This is a genomic window from Actinomyces sp. Marseille-P3109 (genome assembly GCF_900323545.1).
Lineage (GTDB): Bacteria > Actinomycetota > Actinomycetes > Actinomycetales > Actinomycetaceae > Actinomyces.
The window spans coordinates 2,570,845-2,590,575 of record NZ_OOHN01000008.1; the positions used below are offsets into that span (position 1 = coordinate 2,570,845).

Here is a 19,731-nt window from a genome sequence, read left to right on the forward strand (position 1 = left end):
AGGGCCGTGTCATCGGGGCTGTCTAGGCTCGTGCCATGACAACTACAGACGCGGCCACCACTTCCGCTATCGCCCTGCGTTTGGAGCTGCTGGGGATCTCCGCCCCGGCACAGGTCAAGCAGAGCGAGGCGGACCGCCTCATGTCCCCCATCCTGGCGCGTCAGCGCGAGCTCTCCCGCCGCCTGGCCCACCGTCCCTGTGCTGCCGACCAGCGCATCCAGTCCTTCCTGGACTCCTACCTGGAGGGCGCTGCCGCCACCCCGAGGCTGCCGCGCTCGACCTTCGTCCTGGACCATCCCGGCCTGGCGCGGGCCCTGTCGCTGCCCCTGGACTCCACCAGCTTCACCTCCGACTACGTCGAGAGCTACCAGGTGCTCGGCGGCGTGCTGCACAACCCCCGCAACGACCGGCGCACCACCGCCGGCGTCTTCCACGTCGCCGAGGGCGGCCTGCCGATCCCCGATGACAAGATCGCCGTCCCACGCGACGTCTTCGCCCGCCTGCTGGCCCACGCCGTGCAGGCCCCCGAGGACCTGCTGACCCTGCCGTGGGCCTCCACGCAGGACGAGCCGGCCCGCTGCTTCGTGTCCCTGCTGCTGCGCCCCGTCGTCGTGCCCGAGGTCCCCGGCTTCTCCGCCGAGCGCTCCATGGAGATCCGCTTCATCGCCCCCGGCGGCCTGGTCTCCAACCTGGACTTCGTCGAGGGCATCTTCGGCAACGGCGGCGACCCCTACCTGCCGGAGAACGACGCCTCCCTGGCTCCGGAGTCGTGGACCGGCCACACCGGCTGCGTCATCCTCGCCCCGCACCTGACCACCCTGACCAAGAAGGAGCTGGGCCTGCCATCCTGGGAGGAGGCCACCGAGCGCCAGCGCCGTGACGGCCAGTGCTGGAAGAGCGAGGACGAGCTCTACAACGGCGGCAAGGCCTTCAAGTGCGTGGCCCGCGACGAGCGCGGCGTCATCGTCACCGTCATCGCGGACAACTACTTCGGCTACTGCAAGAAGGAGGTCAAGACCCAGATCGGGTACTCGGCCAACCTCTTCGGCTGCGTGGAGGAGGAGCACGCCGGCGGCGCCGTCGCCTACCCGCGCTACAACCTGAGCCAGGAGTACACCGACACCCACACGCCCGAGGGCCTGACCCTCGAGCACGTCGTCGAGCGCAACCCCGGCCGTTTCGAGGTGCGCGAGGACGGCTCCGCCGTCGTGGTCGACGACCCGACCATCGTGCTGGTCCCCGCCGGCGCCCACTACTCGATGCGCAACCAGACGATCACCTGGACCCGGACCGACGGCCAGGAGTCCTCGATCCCGCTGCTGGTGAGCAACACCTACGTGGCCCCCAACGGCTACCGGGTCCACGCCAAGCACCGCGAGGGCGACGCCACCCAGTGGCACCTGGTGGGCACCGCCCCCTGGTCCACGCAGGCCCACAAGCCGGCCACCGTCTCCGGTGGCGGCAAGTCGGAGATCTCCAAGTCCCTCCTGGACGCCTTCGTCTTCGGTGAGGCCTACGTCGGCGACGTCGACGAGGACTTCGACACCGTCCAGAAGATCCTCGACGGCAACTACGCCGACCGCTTCGTCGACCCGGCCAACAAGAGCGACAACCACCGCTCGATCCTCTCCGAGCGCCGCTCGCTGGGAAGCGTCATCAAGCTGCTGACACCGTCGTCGATGTACACCGACGAGTACAACGCCTTCCTGGAGTCGATCCCGGCCCACATCAAGGAGCTCATCTTCACCGTCAAGCGCTTCTACCAGCCCAGCTGGGGCAAGGACTGGCGCAGCCACTTCTCCGTGGGCATCATCAACGGCCGCAAGGGCAACTCCCTGCGCCTGGACGGTGAGGTCATCAAGGTCAACATGCTGCGCGTGGGCTTCGAGGACGACGGCGCCTGGCGCCTGCTGTCCCTGCGCCCGGACTTCTCCCCGGCGGCCAAGGTCCAGACCGAGGACGACATCACGGCCTCGATCGTGGCCCCCGGCGGCCTGATCTCCACCCCGGACTCGGTGCTGTCGCGTAAGTTCGTCACCAACTGCGAGTCCCTGCTCTTCCAGCGGCCCGACGACGCGATCGTGCGCGGCTACGACAAGCAGACCGAGTCGGACATGTCGGATCCTCAGGCGGACCTGTTCATCTCCAACTTCGAGCCGCTCACCCCCGACGACGCCCGGGCGATGGCCGCCGACGCCCCCGGCCTGTCCCGCTTCACCCAGCCCATGCAGGACCTCGTGGCCCGCGCCGCCGCCCTGCCCGAAGCCGAGGACCCCGCCGAGGAGACCTACTGGGTCTCCACGGCCGACCCGCGCCTGGTCAACGGGACTCCCACCAAGAACCCCCGCTACCTGCAGGTGCGTCCCGACATCGCCAACCCGAAGGACGTGGTGCTGGCGGACCTCACCAACCATCTCTTCCGTGACACGCCCTTGGCCGAGCCGCTGCATCACAGCGTCGACGTCGTCGCCGCCGGGCGCCGCAACAACCCGCCCGAGGACGGGGTTCCGCCGCTGTGCGCCTACAACCCGCTGCACTACATGGAGCTGCCCGAGCTCTTCATGGAGTTCATCTCCTCCATGACCGGCAAGTCCCCCTCGACCACGGGGGCGGGCAGCGAGGGGGCGCTCACCAAGTCTCCGTTCAACGCGCTGCCGGCCATCTACGACCTCAACGCGGCCCTGCTGTCCTACGCCCTCAGCGGCTACGACGGCTGGCTGTCCTCGGCCGGATGCATCGGCCCGAAGGTCCAGGTGGCCCACGACATCTCACTGCTCATCCCGGAGATCTTCTCCCGCATGAGCACCGAGGAGCGCGACGCCGGCAGCCTCATCAAGGACGGGTACCTCGAGCGCATCGAGGACTTCGAGTACGAGGGCCGCACCGTTCAGGCCTCGCGCCTGGGCTACCGCATGAACCAGGCCTTCGCCTCGACCTTCTTCGGGCGGATCTTCCTGCATCCCGACGTCGTCTTCACCGAGGAGATGCTGCGTCCCGAGCTGCAGGACGAGGCGGTCTTCGCCGACTCGGTGGACATCATCGTCACCACGCACAAGGTCGTGGCCGAGCACTACCGGGCCGACGGCTCCATCGAGTGGGCCGTGCCGCCCCTGCGGGCCCTGCTGGAGATCATGATCGACGGCACCTCCCGTGAGGGCTGGGACCTGACGAGCCCGGAGTTCCGCGCCCTGTTCGAGCGCGAGAACATCCTGAGCTCGTCGTGGTACGCGGCGCGCCTGGACGCCAAGGTCGCCCGCGACACCCGTCAGGCCCACCAGGCTATCGAGGACCTCACCCGCTTCTACACCGCGGAGAACAACGAGGAGGTCATCGAGCGCCTGGGCATCGAGGGCCGCCTGGCCGAGGCCCGCGCCTGGCTGGACAAGGTCAGCGCCCCGGCCTACCGCGAGCACCTCGTGGGCACGCTCGGCCTCCAGCCCTCGCTGGCCTGAGGCTGACGACGGCCGGCCGACGCGCCTGACGCATCCCCCTCCCCTGGGCGGGGACCTTCCACGCGTGGGGGAACAGGAATCCTGTTCCCCCACGCGTGTTCCGTGCCCGTACGCGGGTTCTCCGCCCGTGCAGAGACGGGGACGAGTACTGGAGAAAGTGCCCGACGCCGCCGCTCACCGAAGGTCACACTGATATCGCGTCAACCCTCGCACCGGGCAGCTGCTACCCAAACGACTCGCACCAGAAACGCTCCTGGAGACTTGTGAGGGGTCACCGCCGCTGATGGGATTGCACCCATGCCCGCAGCGCCCGCCATGGACACACCGACCGAGCCGGCCGGAGCCACCCCTGCCGCCGCGACAACCGGGGCCTCCCACTCCCGGCCGGCCGATACCGTCGCCACCGACCTCGGTACCGACACCTCCTCCGGCCTGAGCCCGCAGATCGCGGCCGACCGTCTGGCCGCCGGCGGCCCCAACGAACTGCCCTCCAAGCCGCCGACGCCCGCCTGGCTGCGCTTCCTGGGCCAGTTCAACGACCCGCTCGTCTACCTCCTGCTGGCCGCCATCGTCATCTCCACCATCGCCTGGGTCCTGGAGGGTGCAGAGGGCGTGCCGGTGGACGCCATCGTCATCCTCGCCGTCGTCACTCTCAATGCCGTCCTCGGGTTCGTGCAGGAGAACAAGGCCGCTGACGCCGTCGCCGCCCTGTCCGCCATGACCGAGGCGACCTCCACGGTGCTGCGCGACGGCTCTCGGCTGGTCATTCCCTCCTCCGAACTCGTGGTAGGCGACGTCCTCGTCCTGGGCGAGGGCGACCAGGTCGGCGCCGATGCCCGCCTGGTCTCGGCCGCCGCCCTGCGCGTGGTGGAGTCCTCCCTGACCGGTGAGGCCGACGCCGTCGTCAAGACCCCCGAGGCGGTCGGTGCCGACACCGACCTGGCCGACCGCACCTGCATGGTCTACCGGGGCACCTCCGTGGCCCAGGGGACGGGGCGCGCCGTCGTCGTCGCCACCGGAGCCAACACCGAGATGGGCGCGATCGCGCAGATGCTCGAATCCGTCGAGGAGGAGAACACGCCCCTGCAGAAGGAGATCCACTCAATCTCCAAGATGCTGGGAATCGTCGTGGTCGCCATCGCCGTCGTCGTCGTGGGGACCCTGCTGCTCCTGGCCGAGGACCACACGCCGAACACGATGGTCCACGCCCTCCTGCTGGGGGTCTCGCTGGCCGTGGCCGCCGTGCCCGAGGGGCTGCCCGCGATCCTGTCGGTGGTCCTTGCCCTGGGAGTGCAGCGCATGGCCACTCACAAGGCAGTGGTCAAGAAGCTCACCAGCGTGGAGACCCTTGGCTCCGCCTCAGTCATCTGCTCGGACAAGACCGGCACGCTCACCCGTTCGGAGATGACGATCCAGGAGGTCGTCACCGCCTCGGGCACCTGTGTGGTCACGGGCATCGGGTACGCGCCCGACGGCGAGGTCGCCCCTGACGCCGACCGCGACGGTCGCCCCGACGCCGATCCCCTCGAAGGGCCCCTGCGCGACGAGGTCACCGTGGTCCTCTCCGGCGGGACACTGGCCTCCGACGCCGGGCTGAACGTCACCGAGGACGTGTGGAGCGTCGTCGGCGACCCTACCGAGGGCGCCTTCCTGGTCGCGGAGAAGAAGCTCGGCACACACGGGCAGCGCGAAGGCCGCTTCGAGCGCGTCGGCGAGGTCCCCTTCACCTCCGAGCGCAAGATGATGTCGGTGCTGCTCATCGATACCGAGCACGGCACAATCATCGTCTCCAAAGGGGCCCCCGACGTCCTCATGGAGCACTGCTCACAGATGCGCCTGGGCGACGCCGCCACCGAGCTGACCGAGGAGGCCCGGGCCCGGTTCGTCGAGCACATCACGGGCATGTCGGGCCGGGCGCTGCGCACCCTGGGGGTCGGCTACCGGATCCTCACCGATGAGGAGGCCGCCCGCGTGCACGAGGCCGCCGCCGGCGACGGCGAGGCTGACCTGTCCGACCTAGAGCGGGACCTGGTGCTGGCCGGCGTCGTCGGCATCATCGACCCGCCGCGCCCCGAGGCGGCTGTCGCCGTCGCCGAGGCGCACCGGGCGGGCGTGCGCGTCCTCATGATCACAGGCGACCACCCGGCCACCGCCGGGCGCATCGCAGCGGACCTGGGCATCGTCGAGCGCGGCGCCCCGGTTCTGACCGGCCGCGAGCTGGAGAGAATGGATGACGGCGCCCTGTCCGAGGCCGTGGCCGCCACCAGCGTGTGCGCGCGGGTCGCGCCCGAGCACAAGATGCGGATCGTCCACGCCCTGAAGTCTCAGGGCCACACGGTCTCCATGACCGGCGACGGCGTCAACGACGCCCCGGCCCTGCGCGCCGCGGACATCGGCGTGGCCATGGGCATCACCGGGACCCAGGTGACCAAGGAAGCCGCCGCGATGGTCCTGGCTGACGACAATTTCGCCACCATCGTCGACGCCGTGCGCGAGGGCCGGCGCATCTTCGACAACATCAAGAAGTTTCTGCGCTTCCTGCTGTCCTCCAACATGGGCGAGGTCCTCACCGTCTTCGGCGGCGTGGTGCTCTCCGGAGTCATCGGCCTGAGCGGGCACAGTGAGTCCGGCGTCGTCCTGCCGCTGCTGGCCACCCAGATCCTGTGGATCAACCTGGTTACCGACTCCGGACCGGCCCTGGCCATGGGTGCGGACCCCTCGGTGGAGGACGTCATGGCCCATCCGCCACGCGAGCCCACCGACCGGGTGGTCGACGGCGCCATGTGGAGCAGCGTCCTGCTGGTCGGCGCCGTCATGGCCGTCTCGACCCTGGCCACGCTGGACATCTTCCTGCCAGGCGGCCTCGTCGAGACCTCCCTGTCCACAGACAGCCTTGACACCGCGCGCACGGCGGCCTTCTCCACTCTGGTCCTGGCGCAACTGTTCAACACGGTCAGCTCCCGCTCGGAGACGGTCAGCGCCTTCAGCCACCTCTTCGTCAACAAGTGGCTGTGGGGTGCGATCTGCCTGACCCTGGTGCTCCAGGTCGCCGCGGTGGAGGTGCCCTTCCTTCAGACTGCCTTCTCGACGACGTCGCTGGACCCGGTCCACTGGGCGGTCGTCATCGTCATGGCCTCCCTGGTCCTATGGGTCGATGAGCTGCGCAAGCTCATCAGCCGACTCATGGCGCGGTAGAGAACCGATAGGGGCGCAAGGACCCGTTCACATCCGATTCAGTGGCCGGTCTGGTCGATCGACGGGGGTCAGCCGACGTCGGCGTTGCCGGAGAGGTGCCAGGTCTCGTTGGCCCAGGGGAAGACGTACTGCATGAGCACGTAGACGATCCCGGCGATGAGGATGAGTGATTCGATGGCCTTGAGCCAGGCCGGCCCGGGCAGGTGGCGCCAGACGAAGCCGTACATCAGTTGACCCCCGAATCATTGAGAACGGAGGCCGGGCGCCCCTCGGCGCGGTCCATCCAGTACTCGAACTTCGCGTGGACGATCCAGCGCTGGTCGTTGCCGAACTCGCCAGTGGTCGACCCATGACAGGTGGTCAGCGTGATGTACCGCTCGGTTGGCTGAACGTCGGGCTGGTTGGGCACCGGGGCGATGACCTCCACCTGCTCGGGCTGGACGAGCTCATGGCCGGTCACCTTGAACACGTACCAGGTATTGGCGGTGGAGACGATGATCTCGTCGCCCTCCTGGAGCAGGTCGATACGACGGAAGGAGTTGCCGTAGGTACGGCGGTGCCCGGCGATGGCGAAGTTACCGGGCTCCCCGAGCTGCTGGGTGTCGGGATAGTGGCCCGCGGCCGCCTGATCGAGGACATCGGAGCCGGTGCCCTCAAGGATGGGCATGTTGTTGTTCGTGACGCCGTACCACTTGGGGACGACGAGCATCCCGATGGTCTCGCCGTAACCGGCCTTGTCCATCACCGGAGGATCGTCGTAGTGCTTGGTCCCCTCGGTCTTCGGGGACTCGACCTGCGTGTCGTGGAACTGGGTGGCCACTGCCTGTGCACTGGCGTTGGCGTCGATGCTGGTCCACCACAGCTGCCAGCACAGGAAGAGCGCGACGACGAGACCGGCGGTGATGAGCAGCTCACCGATCCCGGTCAAGGTGCCATTGATGATTCGTACAGCTCGGCTCTGGCCAGACGCTCGGTGTCGTACAAGACCCCCTCTACCCATCACCCCTCCTCAAGATGAGACATCATCGGGTCAGCGGCCAGTCTAAGGCGACATGTCCCGTCCGTGACCAACCGGGAGTGGTGGACGTATCACAGAGCACACCGTGAGGAAGCTTCTCCGCATGTCCTAGGCTAGGACCAGATGTATTGCGGTGGCCTCGAACCGCCGTCCCCCAGCAGTGAGGAGACCCAGAGTGGCCTTGGAGAAGAAGTCCACAAAGGACGACGCCGACAAGAGCTCGGAGAAGGTCTCGAAGAAGAACTCGTCGTCGAAGAAGAAGCACCCTGAGCGCTCGGGCAACCCGGCCAAGTCCGCCAAGGCCCGGGAGGAGGAGTCGCGTGCTGCGGCGAACCGGGTCTCTCGCACACCCACGAGGGTCAAGGACACCGCCTCGCCGCGCTGGTACGCCCCCACCATGGTGACGCTCATGGTGATCGGGCTGCTGTGGGTGGTCACCACCTACCTGTTCAACGGCCTGTACCCGCTGCCGTACTTCGCCAAGCACCACGCCACCGACTGGTTGTTCAACGGCAACCTCTACATCGGCTTCCTCATCATGATGTCGGGCTTCCTCGGCCTGCTGCGCTGGAAGTAGCAGGGCCCCAGGCACCTCCGCACGACCATCTGACCACCCCGCAAGGCCCCCGAGCACCAGCTCGGGGGCCTTGCCGTGCCCGACCGGCCAGGGCCATCCCGGGCAGTCCACAGACGGCCTGTGGATCAGTGGATAGCCTCCTCCCCACAACCCACCCCGACTTTCCCCAAGTGTGGACACACTTGTGGATAACTACACCCATGTGTTTCCACACCTGTGTCCCCAGGTGTGGATGAACCACACGGGTGTTCTTCCACCGGTGTCGTTCACCGTCATGCGCCGCGATTCAGGACGATTCAGTGCGATTCACTGAGAGGCCGCACTTTCAGACGATGACGAGGGCGCGTGCGATGTTGAGTCCCACGAGCACCACCGCCACCGCGACGGTTCCGGCGATCCCCACCGACTGTCGCTTTCCGCGGGGGGCCCACGCGTAGATCGCCGCGACGATCCCTCCGACGACGAGTCCGCCGAGGTGCCCCTGCCAGGAGATGTTGGCCCCCAGGAAGGAGATGACGGCGTTGATTGCCAGCAACGCCACGATCCCCGAGGTGTCCCGACCGAAGCGACGCTGAACCACGAACATGGTGGAGAACAGGCCGAAGACCGCCCCGGAGGCCCCCACCGTCATCGTGATCCAGGAGTCGGTGCCCGGCCAGGAGAGCCAGTAGATCGCCGTCGAGCCGCCCAGGGCGCTGAGCAGGTAGATGGCGGTGAAGCGCCAGCGTCCGAGCACCGGTTCGAGGACACCGCCCAGCACCCACAGCGCCCACATGTTGAAGCCGAGGTGCATGTAGTTCGCGTGGAGGAAGGCGGTCGTCAGGAACCGCCAGGGCTCGCTCGCCGCCAGCTCTGGCACGAAGGCCAGCTGGAAGTCCAGGGCCGGGACGAGAATCTGGATCGCGTAGGCAGCAACGCACAGGCCGATGAGCACCTTGGTGACGACGGCGCCCGACACCACGGTCCCACCCAGCAGGGTGCGCGCCTGGCGCCGGCCGGCCTGCGACTGGCGCGCGCAGTCCACGCAGTGAACGCCCACGGTGCTGGGGACCTGGCAGGCGGGGCAGGTGGGCCGGTCGCAGCGCTGGCAGCGCACGTAGGCCACCGTGTCCGGGTGCCGGGGGCAGACCGGTGGCGCCTGCTCGGCGGACGAGTTCGTTGAGGTCATCGGGGAGGTACTCCTTGGCGGGTGACGGGCAGGACTGGGTACGACGACGCCGCCGGGACGCGGGTCCCGGCGGCGTCACAGGGGCGATTCACACCCGGTGCTGGTGACGAGTGGTGCCTTCAGCGACTTCCTCGCGACTTAGTCGGTGATGTCCACCGAGGTGATGATGACGTCCTGCACCGGACGGTCACGCGGGTCGGTCTCGACGGCGGAGATCGCGTCGACGACGGCGCGGGAGGCCTCATCGGTCACGGCACCGAAGATCGTGTGCTTGCCCTGGAGCCACTCGGTGGGGGCTGTGGTGATGAAGAACTGCGAGCCGTTGGTGCCCTTGCCCAGGCGGCGGCCGGCGTTGGCCATGGCCAGGACGTAGGGGGCGGCGAAGGTCAGCGAGGCGTTGATCTCGTCGTCGAAGACGTAGCCGGGGCCGCCGGTGCCGGTGCCCAGGGGGTCGCCGCCCTGGATCATGAAGCCCGGGATGACCCGGTGGAAGATCACGTTGTCGTACAGGGGCGCGTGGGACTCCTCGCCAGTACGAGGATCCGTCCAAGCCTTCTGACCGGTGGCCAGCCCCACGAAGTTGGAGACGGTCTCGGGCGCTTGCTCGGGGTAGAGCTCCAGGCGGATATCGCCGAGGTTGGTGTGAAGAGTCGCTTCCATAGGGGCCATGGTGGCATGTCCGCACGTCCATCGGGATGAACCCTGAGCGGCGTGCGGCACTGTTCACCCCAGGCAAAACGTCTGGACAACTGATGGGCCCAGTCGCCCAACGGTGCGAACATTGATGCACGTTGCACAACAACCGTCTGTATCCGTATCCGACCTGAGAGGCAACCATGTCCTGCCTGACGAAGACATGCTGCGACAAGAAACTTGACACCACTCATCTGCGGAAGGAAGCAGCATCCTTCGCCGAGTCGGTCGTCGACCAGGCTGAGAAGGCAGCCCTGTGGGCGGCTCCGCACGTGAGCAAGGCCGCCGGGGGCGTTGCCCGCGCCGCCAAGGACGCACAGGAGCGTCTGGAGCCGGTGGTCCACGAGGCCCGCTACCGGGTTGTCGAGGACTACATTCCACGCGCGCAGCGCGCCGCCGTGGCTGCCCAGACTGCTGCGGGTACGGACGGTACCCTGACAGAGCGCGCCCAGCGCGTGGCTGTTGCCGCAAAGTCCGCCGCATTGGAGGTTCCCGTGAAGAAGCAGAAGAAGCACCGCGTGCTCAAGACCCTGGGTTGGCTCGCCGTCGCCGGCGCGGCCGCCGCTGGCGCCTACGTCGTGTGGCGTCGTAGCCAGCCGGTCGAGGACCCGTGGGCCGAGGAGTACTGGGCCGACTCCACCGAGGATGAGGCCGGCTACGGCATCAGCCCCGAGGACGCTCAGGCCTGACAGCAACACAGACCTGTCAACGGCGGCGTCGCGCTGGTTTCCACCGGCGCGGCGCCGTCGTCGTCCCATAGGGCCGTCGCACTGAGACGCTGTGTCTCTCCCGGCGACGTCGTCGCACGCCGCGGGTAGCCTGGAGGCATGTGCGCGCTGTCCGTTCCCGCCATTGCCCTGACTCGCGGAACCAACGGGGAGGAGGTGCTCGTCCCCCAGCTGGGGTTGGGAACCTACAAGGTCTCCGACGACGAGGCCGAGCGCGTCGTCTGCGACGCCCTCGAAGTCGGCTACCGGCACATCGACACCGCCCAGATGTACGGCAATGAGGCCGGGGTGGGGCGGGCGATCAAGGCGTCCGGGTTGGCGCGCCAGGACCTGTTCATCACCTCCAAGCTCAATAATCCCAATCATCGGCGCGAGGACGCGCTGCGCAGCCTCGACGCCACCATGGAGGCGCTGGACCTGGAGGTCCTCGACCTGTTCCTCGTCCACTGGCCACTGGCGGACTCCCCCGGGATCGACCTGGTGGACACCTGGCGCACCATGATCGAGATCCTCCACAGTGGGCGGGTGCGCGCCATCGGGGTCTCCAACTACCAGCCCGAGCACCTGAACCGGATCGTGGAGGCCACGGGCGTGGTCCCGGCGGTCAACCAGGTGGAGCTGCACCCGTGGCTCACGCAGTCCGAATTGAGATCCGTCCACGAGCAGCTGGGCGTTGTCACCGAGTCCTGGTCACCGCTGGGCCGGGGCAGGCTGCTCACGGACCCGAAGGTCATCGAGATCGCGGACGCTATCGGGGTGAGCCCGGCCCAGGTCGTCATCCGCTGGCACCTGCAGAGCTCGCTGGTGGTCATCCCCAAGTCGACTCACCGTGAGCGCATGACCGCCAATGCCGACGTCGTCGGCTTCACTCTCGACGACGCTCACATGACGGCGCTGGACGCTCTGGACCAGGGGGTGCGCACCGGGTCCCACCCTGACCGGATCCAGGTGTGAGCGGCGCGCAGGAGCCGTGCACTCCTGCGTCGCTCCGGGTGTCGAGCCCGTTCCGTGTCAGGCCCGGTGGCGGTGGACCCGGAAGCCGGGTCCGATGTCGCCGGCCGGGACCATTTCAGCCAGCGCGGCCGGGTCGGAGAGCGAGCGCGCTGCGACGAAGCCGGTGACGGTGTCCACACCGTAGTCGAGGAGCACCGGGCTGATCGGCGTCGACGGGCCGACCAGAACGGTGTGCGCGTCACGGGAGAGCTCGATGAGCCGCGGTGCGGTCTTGTTGACGAAGCTCGATGAGGAGATGAAGACGACGTCGCACTCGGGCAGGACGTACTCGCAGGCGCTGTCGGGCCAGTCACCGGGCTGAAGATTGCGCTCGAGGCAGATGTACTCCCCGGCACCGGCCAGGGCGGCCTCGGCGAAGGGGAAGTGCCCGATCACTGCGACCTTCCTGCCGGCGATCCGCTCCCGGTAGGGGTCGAAGACCTGGCGCCAGGTCAGGCCCTCCCCGGTGGGCTCGAACCCGTTAGCGGCGGCCGTCTCCTCCCGCGAGTACCAGGAGTTGATGGCGGCCTGGCCGATGCTGGCCTCGGCGAGGTTCCAGGACTTCACCAGGGCGCCGACGTCGCGCAGCGGTCGTCCGTCGAGCGAGCCATCGGCGAGGGCCGGGCGGCTGCGAACATCCATGGTCCAGGCCGTGCCGACACCTCCGGCGGAGTTGAGGACACGGGTCCAACGCGGACCCTGACCTGACGCCCGTACGACGACGTCTCCGGGCAGTCCGTCAAGAAGCGCGTCGTAGATCTCCCAAGGCTGTGACATGACCTCATCCTTCTGCACCGGGTGGTAACTGAGCCTCACCTATCCTAAGCAGTCCCGACCGCCGGCGCAGCCTTTCGAGTCCGGCCGCCTCACAGTCCCCCACGACATCACGTCAGTGGGGACAGGCCTGAGCGGAGCTCTTCACACCGCGGCAGTGCGCGTATTACTGATGCGAAAGAACACCGATGCATTACTTTCCGACCGACGACGTGATTCATTATCGACACTCAACCGTAATATTGATTGCTGTTGAGTTGCAGGGGTCTTGGCCGGGCTCTCCATAGAATTCCTTGCTGCTACCGTGTCAAGGCCCATACCCCTAAGACTGAGGTAGCGCTTCATGCTTCGCCGACTTTTCGTCCGCTCACGTCGGAGGAAACTGACGTCATCACGTCAACCATCACACCAGTCTCGTCAGAGGCTGAAGAGTGGTGCCGCCGTCTCGGCAGTGGCTCTGATCGCTGCCGCACTGGGCACGGCGACGATTCCGACACCCCCGGCCGAAGCCATTCACGGCAATCCTTCCGGGGGGTCGGGAAAGTTCGCCCAAGTGATCGACTGGATCGACTGGACCGAGATGACCAACACCGTGCCGGGCAAGGGCATGGCGATCCTTCCTGATGGAAGCACCGGCGTGGTCTGGTCGACTCCGACACAGGTCTCCGGCAATATGTGGCGCACCAGTCGTTGCACCGTATCCAATGTGCGAACCACTGCTGTAGGGAGAAAAGAGTCGGGTCTACCCACGGATCGGGGCCTGAGCATCGGATACAGACCGGGTAGCTGGAGAGGAGATGGCCTGCCTCATCTTTATAATGACGGCACGAACTACACGGCCGGGGATATCAAAAGACCCAACGTGACCTCATCCAACCTGCCCCTGGGTATTGCCAACCTGCAGGACTCCTCAACCCACCAGTTCCAGGTTGAATGCAGTTCCTACCTCGTCACCTCCGCCTCCAAACCCGCGAAGAGCCAGTTGGAACGTCTCCCCGATAAGGTGGAGGTTCCCATGGAGGGCATGGTTTTCGCCGATGCGGAGTCCTCGAGCTGGCACAACCCGCACGGCCAGAAGGAGTACATCTCTGTTTCCCCGCTTCCCTACATCTCCGACCAGGCCGTTTCCTTCCGTCTATTGGAGAGCGCCCGGACAGAAGGGTGCACAACGAACTCCTTGGTGGGCAAAGTTACCGTCTCCACACCTTTCGGCTACAGGTCAGGCTTAAAGTTCCGCCCGGACAACGCCGAGTGCAGCTCGTTCTTCAACCCGGGTTATGGACCCTCCTCGGTCATGCTTCTGAGCAACACCCGTAGTGGCTACGTTGAGATCCACGGAGGCGGTAAGGGCGCCGTCGCCCTCGGCATCGTCTCCTACATGGACTACGGCGACGCACCTGAGAGCTACGGCACCGCCGGCAGCGTGTTCCAGCCCGCATGGAACGGCGGGGAGCTGTCTAACAAGGGAGACCGCAACATCGCTTACGGTGATACACCGTACGAGGGCGACCCCGGCGATTGGTACAACCTGAGTCAGGCCGCGGATCAGGGGCGCGTGGCCACCACCAATTCCGCAGTCGTGCGCCTGGGCTCCCTGACGGACCACAACAGCAGCATCCCTCACACCACTGACGCCTCAGGCGACGATACTGCCGATATCGATGACGAGGACGCCCTCCCTGCCAGTTGGGACCGCGTCATCTGGACCGACATCGGCAAGAAGTGGAGCCAGGAGATCACCTGCTCGGGCAACCAGACCAAGGTTGCCGGCTGGGTGGACTGGAACCGGGACGGCACCTTCTCCGCCGGCGAGCGCTCCGAGGTGACCTCCTGCTCCGACGAGGGCACGGCCACCCTGACCTGGACCGTCCCCAACGATGCCAAGCGGAGCACCATCAGCGGAGACGGTGCAGCCACCTTCATGCGTCTGCGCATCACCGGCAACCTGGCCAACGGTCAGGCGGCTGAGGACCCTCAGCCCACCGGTATCGCACTCAACGGCGAGGTCGAGGACCACCAGGTGCAGGTCCAGCTCCCCAACCTCACCATGGTCAAGGAGGTCGACAACACGGCGGCCGGCGGTCTGGGACTGGCCGCCAGCGACTGGACACTCACCGCTTCTCCCCAGAGCGGCACAGCGGTATCCGGAGCCGGTGGCTTCAGCGCGTCCTACCTGCCCCAGGGCAAGACGGTCCTGTCCGAGTCCTCCTCGTCGGCCAAGTCCGCCGGGTACAAGGCCACCATCACCTGCGCACCGCACCCGAACTCGGACCTGAAGACTCCCACATCGACCTTCGACACTGCATCGAGCACTCTGGACCTCGCCACGGGCGAGTGGATGACGTGCACGGTCCTCAACACTGCTATGCCTGGCCAGATCATCTGGAGCAAGGTCGACGATGCCGGCAACGCCCTGGCCGGAGCCGTCTTCGCTGTGGCCTCGAGCTCTCTGAATAACGGCCAGGTGGAGGTGACCGACTGCGCCACCGACAACGGCAAGACCGCTTGCCCCAACGGTTCCGTCGATCAGGATCCCCGAGCCGGATACTTCAAGGTCGTGGGGCTGACCTGGGGCGAGTACTCCCTCACCGAGACCCAGGCACCGACCGGGTACCGCATCTCCGGCGAGACGCTGACCAAGACCTTGGACGGATCGGCCCCCGCCGCCGGCGCCGACGACACCACCCCCACGCTTGATCTCGGTCAGATCATCAATACCCGGATCAAGGGGTCGGCCACCTGGACCAAGACCGATGAGCAGGGCAACGCCATCAAGGGAGCACAGTGGTCACTGACCCCTCTGGACTCCAACGGCAGGCCCTTGTCCGATCAGGCCCGCACCATCACCGACTGCGCAGGCACCTGCCCCCAAGGCAGCCTGGACACCGACGCAGCCCCTGGGGCCTTCAAGCTGGTGGACCTGGGTTACGGCTCCTACCAGCTCATTGAGACCAAGGCGCCGGCCGGCTACGTCCTCGACGCCACGCCCCGCACCATCACCATCTCCACTCCGGACCAGGTGGTGGCGCTGGGCAACATCTCCAACCGCAAGTCAGCGGTTCCCGCCATCCCCCTCACCGGTGGAAGCGCCGCCACCACCTACCTCATCGCCGGAGGGGCGGTGCTGGGGATCACGGCGCTGGTCATGGCGATCCAGGCGTACCGACGCCGTCGCGCCCTGAGCTCACGACTCGACTCATGATCTGAGCGAGCAGTCAGAACTCACCCGATGGGCTGCGGATGCTTCGGCGTCGGCAGCCCATCCGCACGAGGCATCGGACCGGAAATCTCACAGGAGCGGCAGGAGGATGTCGGTAACCGCGCGGACAGGCGGGGTGGTAGCCGGATCGGTGAGGTACTCCTCGACGATCGGATGGTCTCGCGGCTCCTCGCCCGAGCTCGGCAGCCACTGACCGTAGAGCCACAGGTAGGCGGCGTGCATCGAGGAGTACGGACCGATGTAGCGCATGATCGCGTACCGGCCGGCCGGCACTGTCCTCTCGACGAGGTCGTGGGGGATCTTCGTGCCGGGATCGACGACGGTTCCAGCCGCCGAGCGCAGATCGGCCCGGGGAACGGCGTCGGGATCGTCCTCATAGATGGCGACCATCGGGCTCCCGGCTCCCGTACGGTCTCTGACTCGACTGAAGGCCCGGCCGATATCCATATACGCCCCGCGATGCTCGGATGCAGCGAGTCGATAGCCGCACCGCGCCTCCACGCGCACCGGCCATCCCGGGACGTCTCTCACCGACGACGTCGAGCCTGAACCGCTGCTCGTCAACGCTGAGTCGGTCGACGCCGGGCGCTGGCCAGTGCGGAATCGGCTTGGAGTCGTCCCGTAGGAGCGGAGGAAGGATCGACTGAAGACCTCGCTGCCGGTGAATCCGGCTTTCCGGGCGATTCGTTCCACCGGCCATGAGGTCTCCCTGAGCATGGCGGCCGCCCGCTCCAGGCGGAGCCGGCGCACGGTCTGAGCGGCCGTCTCCCCGCGTACCGCCCGGTAGATGCGGTGCCAGTGGAAGCGGGAGAACCCGGAGACGTGCGCGAGAGTCTCCAGGCTGAGGTCGTCGTCGAGATGGGCGTAGATGTAGTCGGTGACGGCGTCGAGGTGGCGCTGATACTGATCCGCCCTCATCAGTCGGGCCGGATTCCGATGGACAGGTGGGTCGAGCCGTCAGGGGCGTAGTACTCGTAGTCGGCGCGGTAGTCGCGGGCCAGGTCGTCACGTGCCCAGATACCCGCCCACGCCTCGTAGACGCTCTCCGGGCGGGCGTCGACCAACGGGACGACTTCGTGAGTGGAAGCCGGGATCGTCACAACCACCTGGCCCGGGGGAGCCGGGCTTCCGGCCTCGATGCGCCTGCCGATGACGAGGGTGTAGACGCCGTCGACATCGTCTCCGGGAGTCTCGTAGTCGGTGTAGACCGCGTAGATGCCGGAGCCGACGCCCGGTTCCCCCGGCTCGAGGAGCCCGGCGTCAGCCGCGGCCTGCCAGTGAGGAGGAATGCTACGGGCCGCCTCGCGGTTCGATGTCCGAAGAGGCAGGCCGACGACGTCGAAGGACTCGATTGTTTCTCTCATGCGCACCATGATGCGCGCATGGCGCCCGGAGTTCACCGACGATTCTTGCGGACTTGGAGAGGCCGTCAGTCGTCTACGTGGGTCAGGACGATCTTGCCGGTGGTGGAGCCTGAGCGGACGGCGGTAACCGCCTGCGCGGCGTCCTGAATCGGAACTCGGTCGGTGACATGGACGCTGAGCTCTCCGGCCGCCACGAGCTCCACCGCACGCCTCAGGTGGCGACCGACGAGCGCCGGGTCCACCCGGCTGAATGCCCCGAGGTTGAAGCCGATGACGCCGATGCCCCGCAGCCACAGCGAGGTGGTACTCACCCGCTGATCCTCCGCCTGGGAGGCATCGCCCAGCACCAGGAGCCGTCCTGCCGTGCGCAGCAGATCGAGGCTGCGCAGTCTGGCCGGACCGGCCACCGGGTCGGCGATGACGTCGAACTGGGCGGGTTCGGCGTCGGCGAGGTCCTCGGTCAGCCAGGCCTCGTCATAACCCAGGTCCAGGATCTCCTGGCGCTTGGCCTCGCTGCGGGTGACGCCGACGACGCGACTCGCCCCGAGCAGGCGGGCCACCTGACCCATCTGCGAGCCGAGTCCACCGGCGGCGGCATGGACCAGCACGCTCTCACCGCGGCGCAGGCGGGCGATCTCCTCCAGGGCGACGAGCGCCGTCGTCGTGTTGGCGGGAACGGCGGCGGCCAGGACCGGGTCGAGTCCCTCCGGCAGCGGCGTGACGAGCTCGGCGGGCGCCACGGCCACCTGCCCGTAGCCTCCGCCCCCGGTGATGGTCAGGGCGACGACGGCGTCCCCGAGCCGGTACCCGTTCACTCCGTCGCCGAGGGCGCGGACGCGACCAGTCACCTCCAGCCCGGGAGTCCAGGGCAGGTCGATGGGCACGAAGCCCTCGGCGAAGAGCGCCTCGACATAGCCGACGCCGGCGTAGTCCACATCCACGGCGATCTGACCCAGTCCGGGCTCGGGTGCGGGCGCATCCTGGTACCGCAGCCCGGAGGGGCCGTCGAAACTGACGATCTGCATGGCCTTCATCTGAGACACCTTTCTATATCAGCAATCAACACTGTATCAGATATCTGATACTTGAGAAGAGGCGGTTCCCGTCATGATCCGTGGCGGCAGTTCCGACCGAGCGACCGCATCTCAGGGCTTGCGTCCGAGGGGTAGGGAGACGAACTCGCGCGTAAGGTACGAACACATGGGTGCACAAGCGCCTCACCCCACTGTCGCAACAGGCCCTGGGACGGGGACCCCGGTGACCGCTCCGCCGCTACTCAGTGGCGGAGTAGCCCCGCAGGACGGCGGTGACCCGCTCAAGCATCTCGGTGAGCTGCTCGCGCTCCTTCGCGGAGAACGCCTCCGCCATGCACCGCTCAATGCGCCGCGCGCCCTCATCGGCATGCAGAACCAGGGCCTCACCCTCGGGCGTCAGTGAGGCGATGAGGACCTTGGCGTGGTCGGAGGAGGGGTGGCGGGTGACGAGTCGCTTCTGCTCCAGCTTGGCAATGACGGTGGCCATCGTCTGCGGGGTGACCGCGGCGGCCCTGGCCAGCTGGGCCGAGGACTGCTCGGGCACGTAATACAGGGAGAGCATGGCGGCGTACTGCGCCACCGTGATGCCGAAGCTCCGCAGGGCCTCGGTCTTAGCGGCCATCATGGCCTGCTCCGCCGCCTTGATGTGCAGGCCCAGTCGCATCCCGGTGTCCTCAACGAACTCACGACGCCCCCGCCTCGGGGGCGGAATGTCAACGATGCGGCTCACAGTGGTCATCCTAGGATGCGTCGTCGTCGGGGAAGAAGATCTCCTCGATGGTCAGGCCGAAGACGCGCGCAATGGTGAAGGCCAGGGGCAGGGAGGGGTCGTAGCGACCAGCCTCCAGGGCGTTGACCGTCTGGCGGGAAACCCCCAGCTCCTCGGCGAGCCGGGCCTGGGTCCAGCTGCGCTGGGCGCGCAGCACCTTGAGATCGTTCCTCACCGGTACCGCCAAGTGGACCACAGCATCCCGACACCGAAGAAGAAGGCCCATATGGCGCTGACCCATATGAGGCTGACATGTGGTGCACCTACTTCCTCCATGAAGCTGTAAGCCATTGAGACGATCACCGTTCCTGCTGCGGAGATGACGAGCGCTTCCTGCACCTTGCGCGCCTGCATCTCATCGACCTCCCGGGACAACCTCATGAGGGCCCAGACGCAGATACACGCTCCGATCATGGGAAGCATTACGACGACGAAGCGCCACGGGTCATCTCCCATGGATCGTGCCCACCGTAAGCCGACCAGGACGCCGACGGAGTAGAGAACGGCACCGATGCCGAACCGGATGGAGTAGGCGACACCCACCTTGCGTTCAATGGTCATGACTGCCTTCCCTGGCTGGAGACAATGAGACGGAACGGTCGCTGTTTCCCGCCGACTCGCCCGCAACTGTCACCGTTAGTATAAAGCAAACTTGTCATTCAGTCAAGGTTACTTTCCTCTTCGACAGCGTTCTCCTGACCGCTGTTTCGTCGCCAGGTTCTGCCCCACTGGACTCCTTGGAGGAA

The 19,731-nt window shown here is 67.0% G+C and carries 17 protein-coding genes; 6 read left to right on the forward strand and 11 right to left on the reverse strand.

What is annotated here, in order from left to right; genetic code table 11:
- Positions 1-35: 35 nt before the first annotated feature.
- Positions 36-3,452: a hypothetical protein gene (locus BQ8008_RS11150; RefSeq protein WP_108834049.1), complete on the forward strand. Its 3,417-nt coding sequence runs from the start codon at positions 36-38 to the stop codon at positions 3,450-3,452.
- Between the two features lie 297 nt (positions 3,453-3,749).
- Entirely contained in the window at positions 3,750-6,647 is a 2,898-nt protein-coding gene (locus BQ8008_RS11155; RefSeq protein ID WP_108834050.1) for a cation-translocating P-type ATPase, read from the forward strand.
- 68 nt (positions 6,648-6,715) lie between these two features.
- On the opposite strand, the gene BQ8008_RS13480 is transcribed toward BQ8008_RS11155, so the two are convergent.
- Complete coding sequence (locus BQ8008_RS13480; RefSeq protein ID WP_199907985.1) at positions 6,716-6,874, reverse strand: hypothetical protein; 159 nt, start codon at positions 6,872-6,874, stop codon at positions 6,716-6,718.
- Positions 6,874-7,647, reverse strand: coding sequence for a class E sortase (locus BQ8008_RS11160; protein ID WP_108834051.1), 774 nt, complete (start codon positions 7,645-7,647; stop codon positions 6,874-6,876). The genes BQ8008_RS13480 and BQ8008_RS11160 overlap by 1 nt, the downstream gene beginning before the upstream one ends.
- Before the next feature lie 193 nt (positions 7,648-7,840).
- Between BQ8008_RS11160 and BQ8008_RS11165 the strand changes: the two genes are divergently transcribed.
- Positions 7,841-8,242 carry a cell division protein CrgA gene (locus BQ8008_RS11165; RefSeq protein ID WP_108834052.1) on the forward strand — a complete coding sequence of 134 codons (402 nt, stop codon included), beginning with the start codon at positions 7,841-7,843 and terminating at the stop codon, positions 8,240-8,242.
- 325 nt (positions 8,243-8,567) lie between these two features.
- Here the strand turns inward: BQ8008_RS11165 and BQ8008_RS11170 are convergent, their stop codons facing one another.
- Together BQ8008_RS11170 and BQ8008_RS11175 are read right to left on the reverse strand one after the other, a co-directional pair.
- The gene (locus BQ8008_RS11170) at positions 8,568-9,410 is read right to left on the reverse strand and encodes a rhomboid family intramembrane serine protease (RefSeq protein ID WP_108834053.1); all 843 of its coding nucleotides are present in this window, start codon (positions 9,408-9,410) and stop codon (positions 8,568-8,570) included.
- A 138-nt stretch (positions 9,411-9,548) separates the two neighbouring features.
- On the reverse strand, positions 9,549-10,070 hold the full coding sequence (locus tag BQ8008_RS11175; protein WP_108834054.1) for a peptidylprolyl isomerase: 522 nt from the start codon (positions 10,068-10,070) through the stop codon (positions 9,549-9,551).
- A gap of 176 nt (positions 10,071-10,246) precedes the next feature.
- Here BQ8008_RS11175 and BQ8008_RS11180 point away from each other — a divergent pair, with 176 nt between their 5' ends.
- Together BQ8008_RS11180 and BQ8008_RS11185 are read left to right on the forward strand one after the other, a co-directional pair.
- Positions 10,247-10,792: a hypothetical protein gene (locus BQ8008_RS11180; RefSeq protein ID WP_108834055.1), complete on the forward strand. Its 546-nt coding sequence runs from the start codon at positions 10,247-10,249 to the stop codon at positions 10,790-10,792.
- A 138-nt stretch (positions 10,793-10,930) separates the two neighbouring features.
- The gene (locus BQ8008_RS11185) at positions 10,931-11,785 is read left to right on the forward strand and encodes an aldo/keto reductase (RefSeq protein ID WP_108834056.1); all 855 of its coding nucleotides are present in this window, start codon (positions 10,931-10,933) and stop codon (positions 11,783-11,785) included.
- Positions 11,786-11,842: 57 nt separating this feature from the next.
- Here BQ8008_RS11185 and BQ8008_RS11190 read toward each other — a convergent pair whose 3' ends face one another.
- Positions 11,843-12,601, reverse strand: a complete 759-nt coding sequence (locus tag BQ8008_RS11190) for a Rossmann-like domain-containing protein (RefSeq protein ID WP_108834057.1) — start codon at positions 12,599-12,601, stop codon at positions 11,843-11,845.
- A 550-nt stretch (positions 12,602-13,151) separates the two neighbouring features.
- Here BQ8008_RS11190 and BQ8008_RS11195 point away from each other — a divergent pair.
- On the forward strand, positions 13,152-15,800 hold the full coding sequence (locus tag BQ8008_RS11195) for a CshA/CshB family fibrillar adhesin-related protein (protein ID WP_108834058.1): 2,649 nt from the start codon (positions 13,152-13,154) through the stop codon (positions 15,798-15,800).
- A gap of 87 nt (positions 15,801-15,887) precedes the next feature.
- Here BQ8008_RS11195 and BQ8008_RS11200 read toward each other — a convergent pair whose 3' ends face one another.
- From BQ8008_RS11200 to BQ8008_RS11225, 6 genes are all read right to left on the reverse strand, one after another.
- Positions 15,888-16,736, reverse strand: a complete 849-nt coding sequence (locus BQ8008_RS11200) for an AraC family transcriptional regulator (RefSeq protein ID WP_108834059.1) — start codon at positions 16,734-16,736, stop codon at positions 15,888-15,890.
- Positions 16,736-17,191 carry a GyrI-like domain-containing protein gene (locus BQ8008_RS11205; RefSeq protein ID WP_442778239.1) on the reverse strand — a complete coding sequence of 152 codons (456 nt, stop codon included), beginning with the start codon at positions 17,189-17,191 and terminating at the stop codon, positions 16,736-16,738. Before BQ8008_RS11205 ends, BQ8008_RS11200 begins: the two co-directional genes overlap by 1 nt.
- A gap of 56 nt (positions 17,192-17,247) precedes the next feature.
- The gene (locus BQ8008_RS11210) at positions 17,248-18,216 is read right to left on the reverse strand and encodes a quinone oxidoreductase family protein (protein ID WP_108834060.1); all 969 of its coding nucleotides are present in this window, start codon (positions 18,214-18,216) and stop codon (positions 17,248-17,250) included.
- A 238-nt stretch (positions 18,217-18,454) separates the two neighbouring features.
- Positions 18,455-18,955, reverse strand: a complete 501-nt coding sequence (locus BQ8008_RS11215; RefSeq protein WP_108834061.1) for a MarR family winged helix-turn-helix transcriptional regulator — start codon at positions 18,953-18,955, stop codon at positions 18,455-18,457.
- Position 18,956: 1 nt separating this feature from the next.
- Positions 18,957-19,160: a helix-turn-helix transcriptional regulator gene (locus tag BQ8008_RS11220; RefSeq protein ID WP_009396338.1), complete on the reverse strand. Its 204-nt coding sequence runs from the start codon at positions 19,158-19,160 to the stop codon at positions 18,957-18,959.
- On the reverse strand, positions 19,157-19,546 hold the full coding sequence (locus BQ8008_RS11225) for a hypothetical protein (RefSeq protein WP_108834062.1): 390 nt from the start codon (positions 19,544-19,546) through the stop codon (positions 19,157-19,159). Before BQ8008_RS11225 ends, BQ8008_RS11220 begins: the two co-directional genes overlap by 4 nt.
- Between the last annotated feature and the right edge of the window lie 185 nt (positions 19,547-19,731).

What these genes read in the sequence shown, in the direction of transcription:
- BQ8008_RS11185 (WP_108834056.1), top strand. Translation starts at nt 10,931, where the DNA reads ATGTGCGCGCTGTCCGTTCCCGCCATTGCCCTGACTCGCGGAACCAAC.
- BQ8008_RS11200 (WP_108834059.1), bottom strand. Translation starts at nt 16,736, where the DNA reads ATGAGGGCGGATCAGTATCAGCGCCACCTCGACGCCGTCACCGACTAC.
- BQ8008_RS11225 (WP_108834062.1), bottom strand. Translation starts at nt 19,546, where the DNA reads ATGACCATTGAACGCAAGGTGGGTGTCGCCTACTCCATCCGGTTCGGC.
- BQ8008_RS11215 (WP_108834061.1), bottom strand. Translation starts at nt 18,955, where the DNA reads ATGACCACTGTGAGCCGCATCGTTGACATTCCGCCCCCGAGGCGGGGG.
- BQ8008_RS11175 (WP_108834054.1), bottom strand. Translation starts at nt 10,070, where the DNA reads ATGGAAGCGACTCTTCACACCAACCTCGGCGATATCCGCCTGGAGCTC.
- BQ8008_RS11155 (WP_108834050.1), top strand. Translation starts at nt 3,750, where the DNA reads ATGCCCGCAGCGCCCGCCATGGACACACCGACCGAGCCGGCCGGAGCC.
- BQ8008_RS11150 (WP_108834049.1), top strand. Translation starts at nt 36, where the DNA reads ATGACAACTACAGACGCGGCCACCACTTCCGCTATCGCCCTGCGTTTG.
- BQ8008_RS11190 (WP_108834057.1), bottom strand. Translation starts at nt 12,601, where the DNA reads ATGTCACAGCCTTGGGAGATCTACGACGCGCTTCTTGACGGACTGCCC.
- BQ8008_RS11160 (WP_108834051.1), bottom strand. Translation starts at nt 7,647, where the DNA reads ATGGGTAGAGGGGGTCTTGTACGACACCGAGCGTCTGGCCAGAGCCGA.
- BQ8008_RS11170 (WP_108834053.1), bottom strand. Translation starts at nt 9,410, where the DNA reads ATGACCTCAACGAACTCGTCCGCCGAGCAGGCGCCACCGGTCTGCCCC.
- BQ8008_RS11205 (WP_442778239.1), bottom strand. Translation starts at nt 17,191, where the DNA reads ATGGTGCGCATGAGAGAAACAATCGAGTCCTTCGACGTCGTCGGCCTG.
- BQ8008_RS11180 (WP_108834055.1), top strand. Translation starts at nt 10,247, where the DNA reads ATGTCCTGCCTGACGAAGACATGCTGCGACAAGAAACTTGACACCACT.
- BQ8008_RS13480 (WP_199907985.1), bottom strand. Translation starts at nt 6,874, where the DNA reads ATGTACGGCTTCGTCTGGCGCCACCTGCCCGGGCCGGCCTGGCTCAAG.
- BQ8008_RS11210 (WP_108834060.1), bottom strand. Translation starts at nt 18,216, where the DNA reads ATGAAGGCCATGCAGATCGTCAGTTTCGACGGCCCCTCCGGGCTGCGG.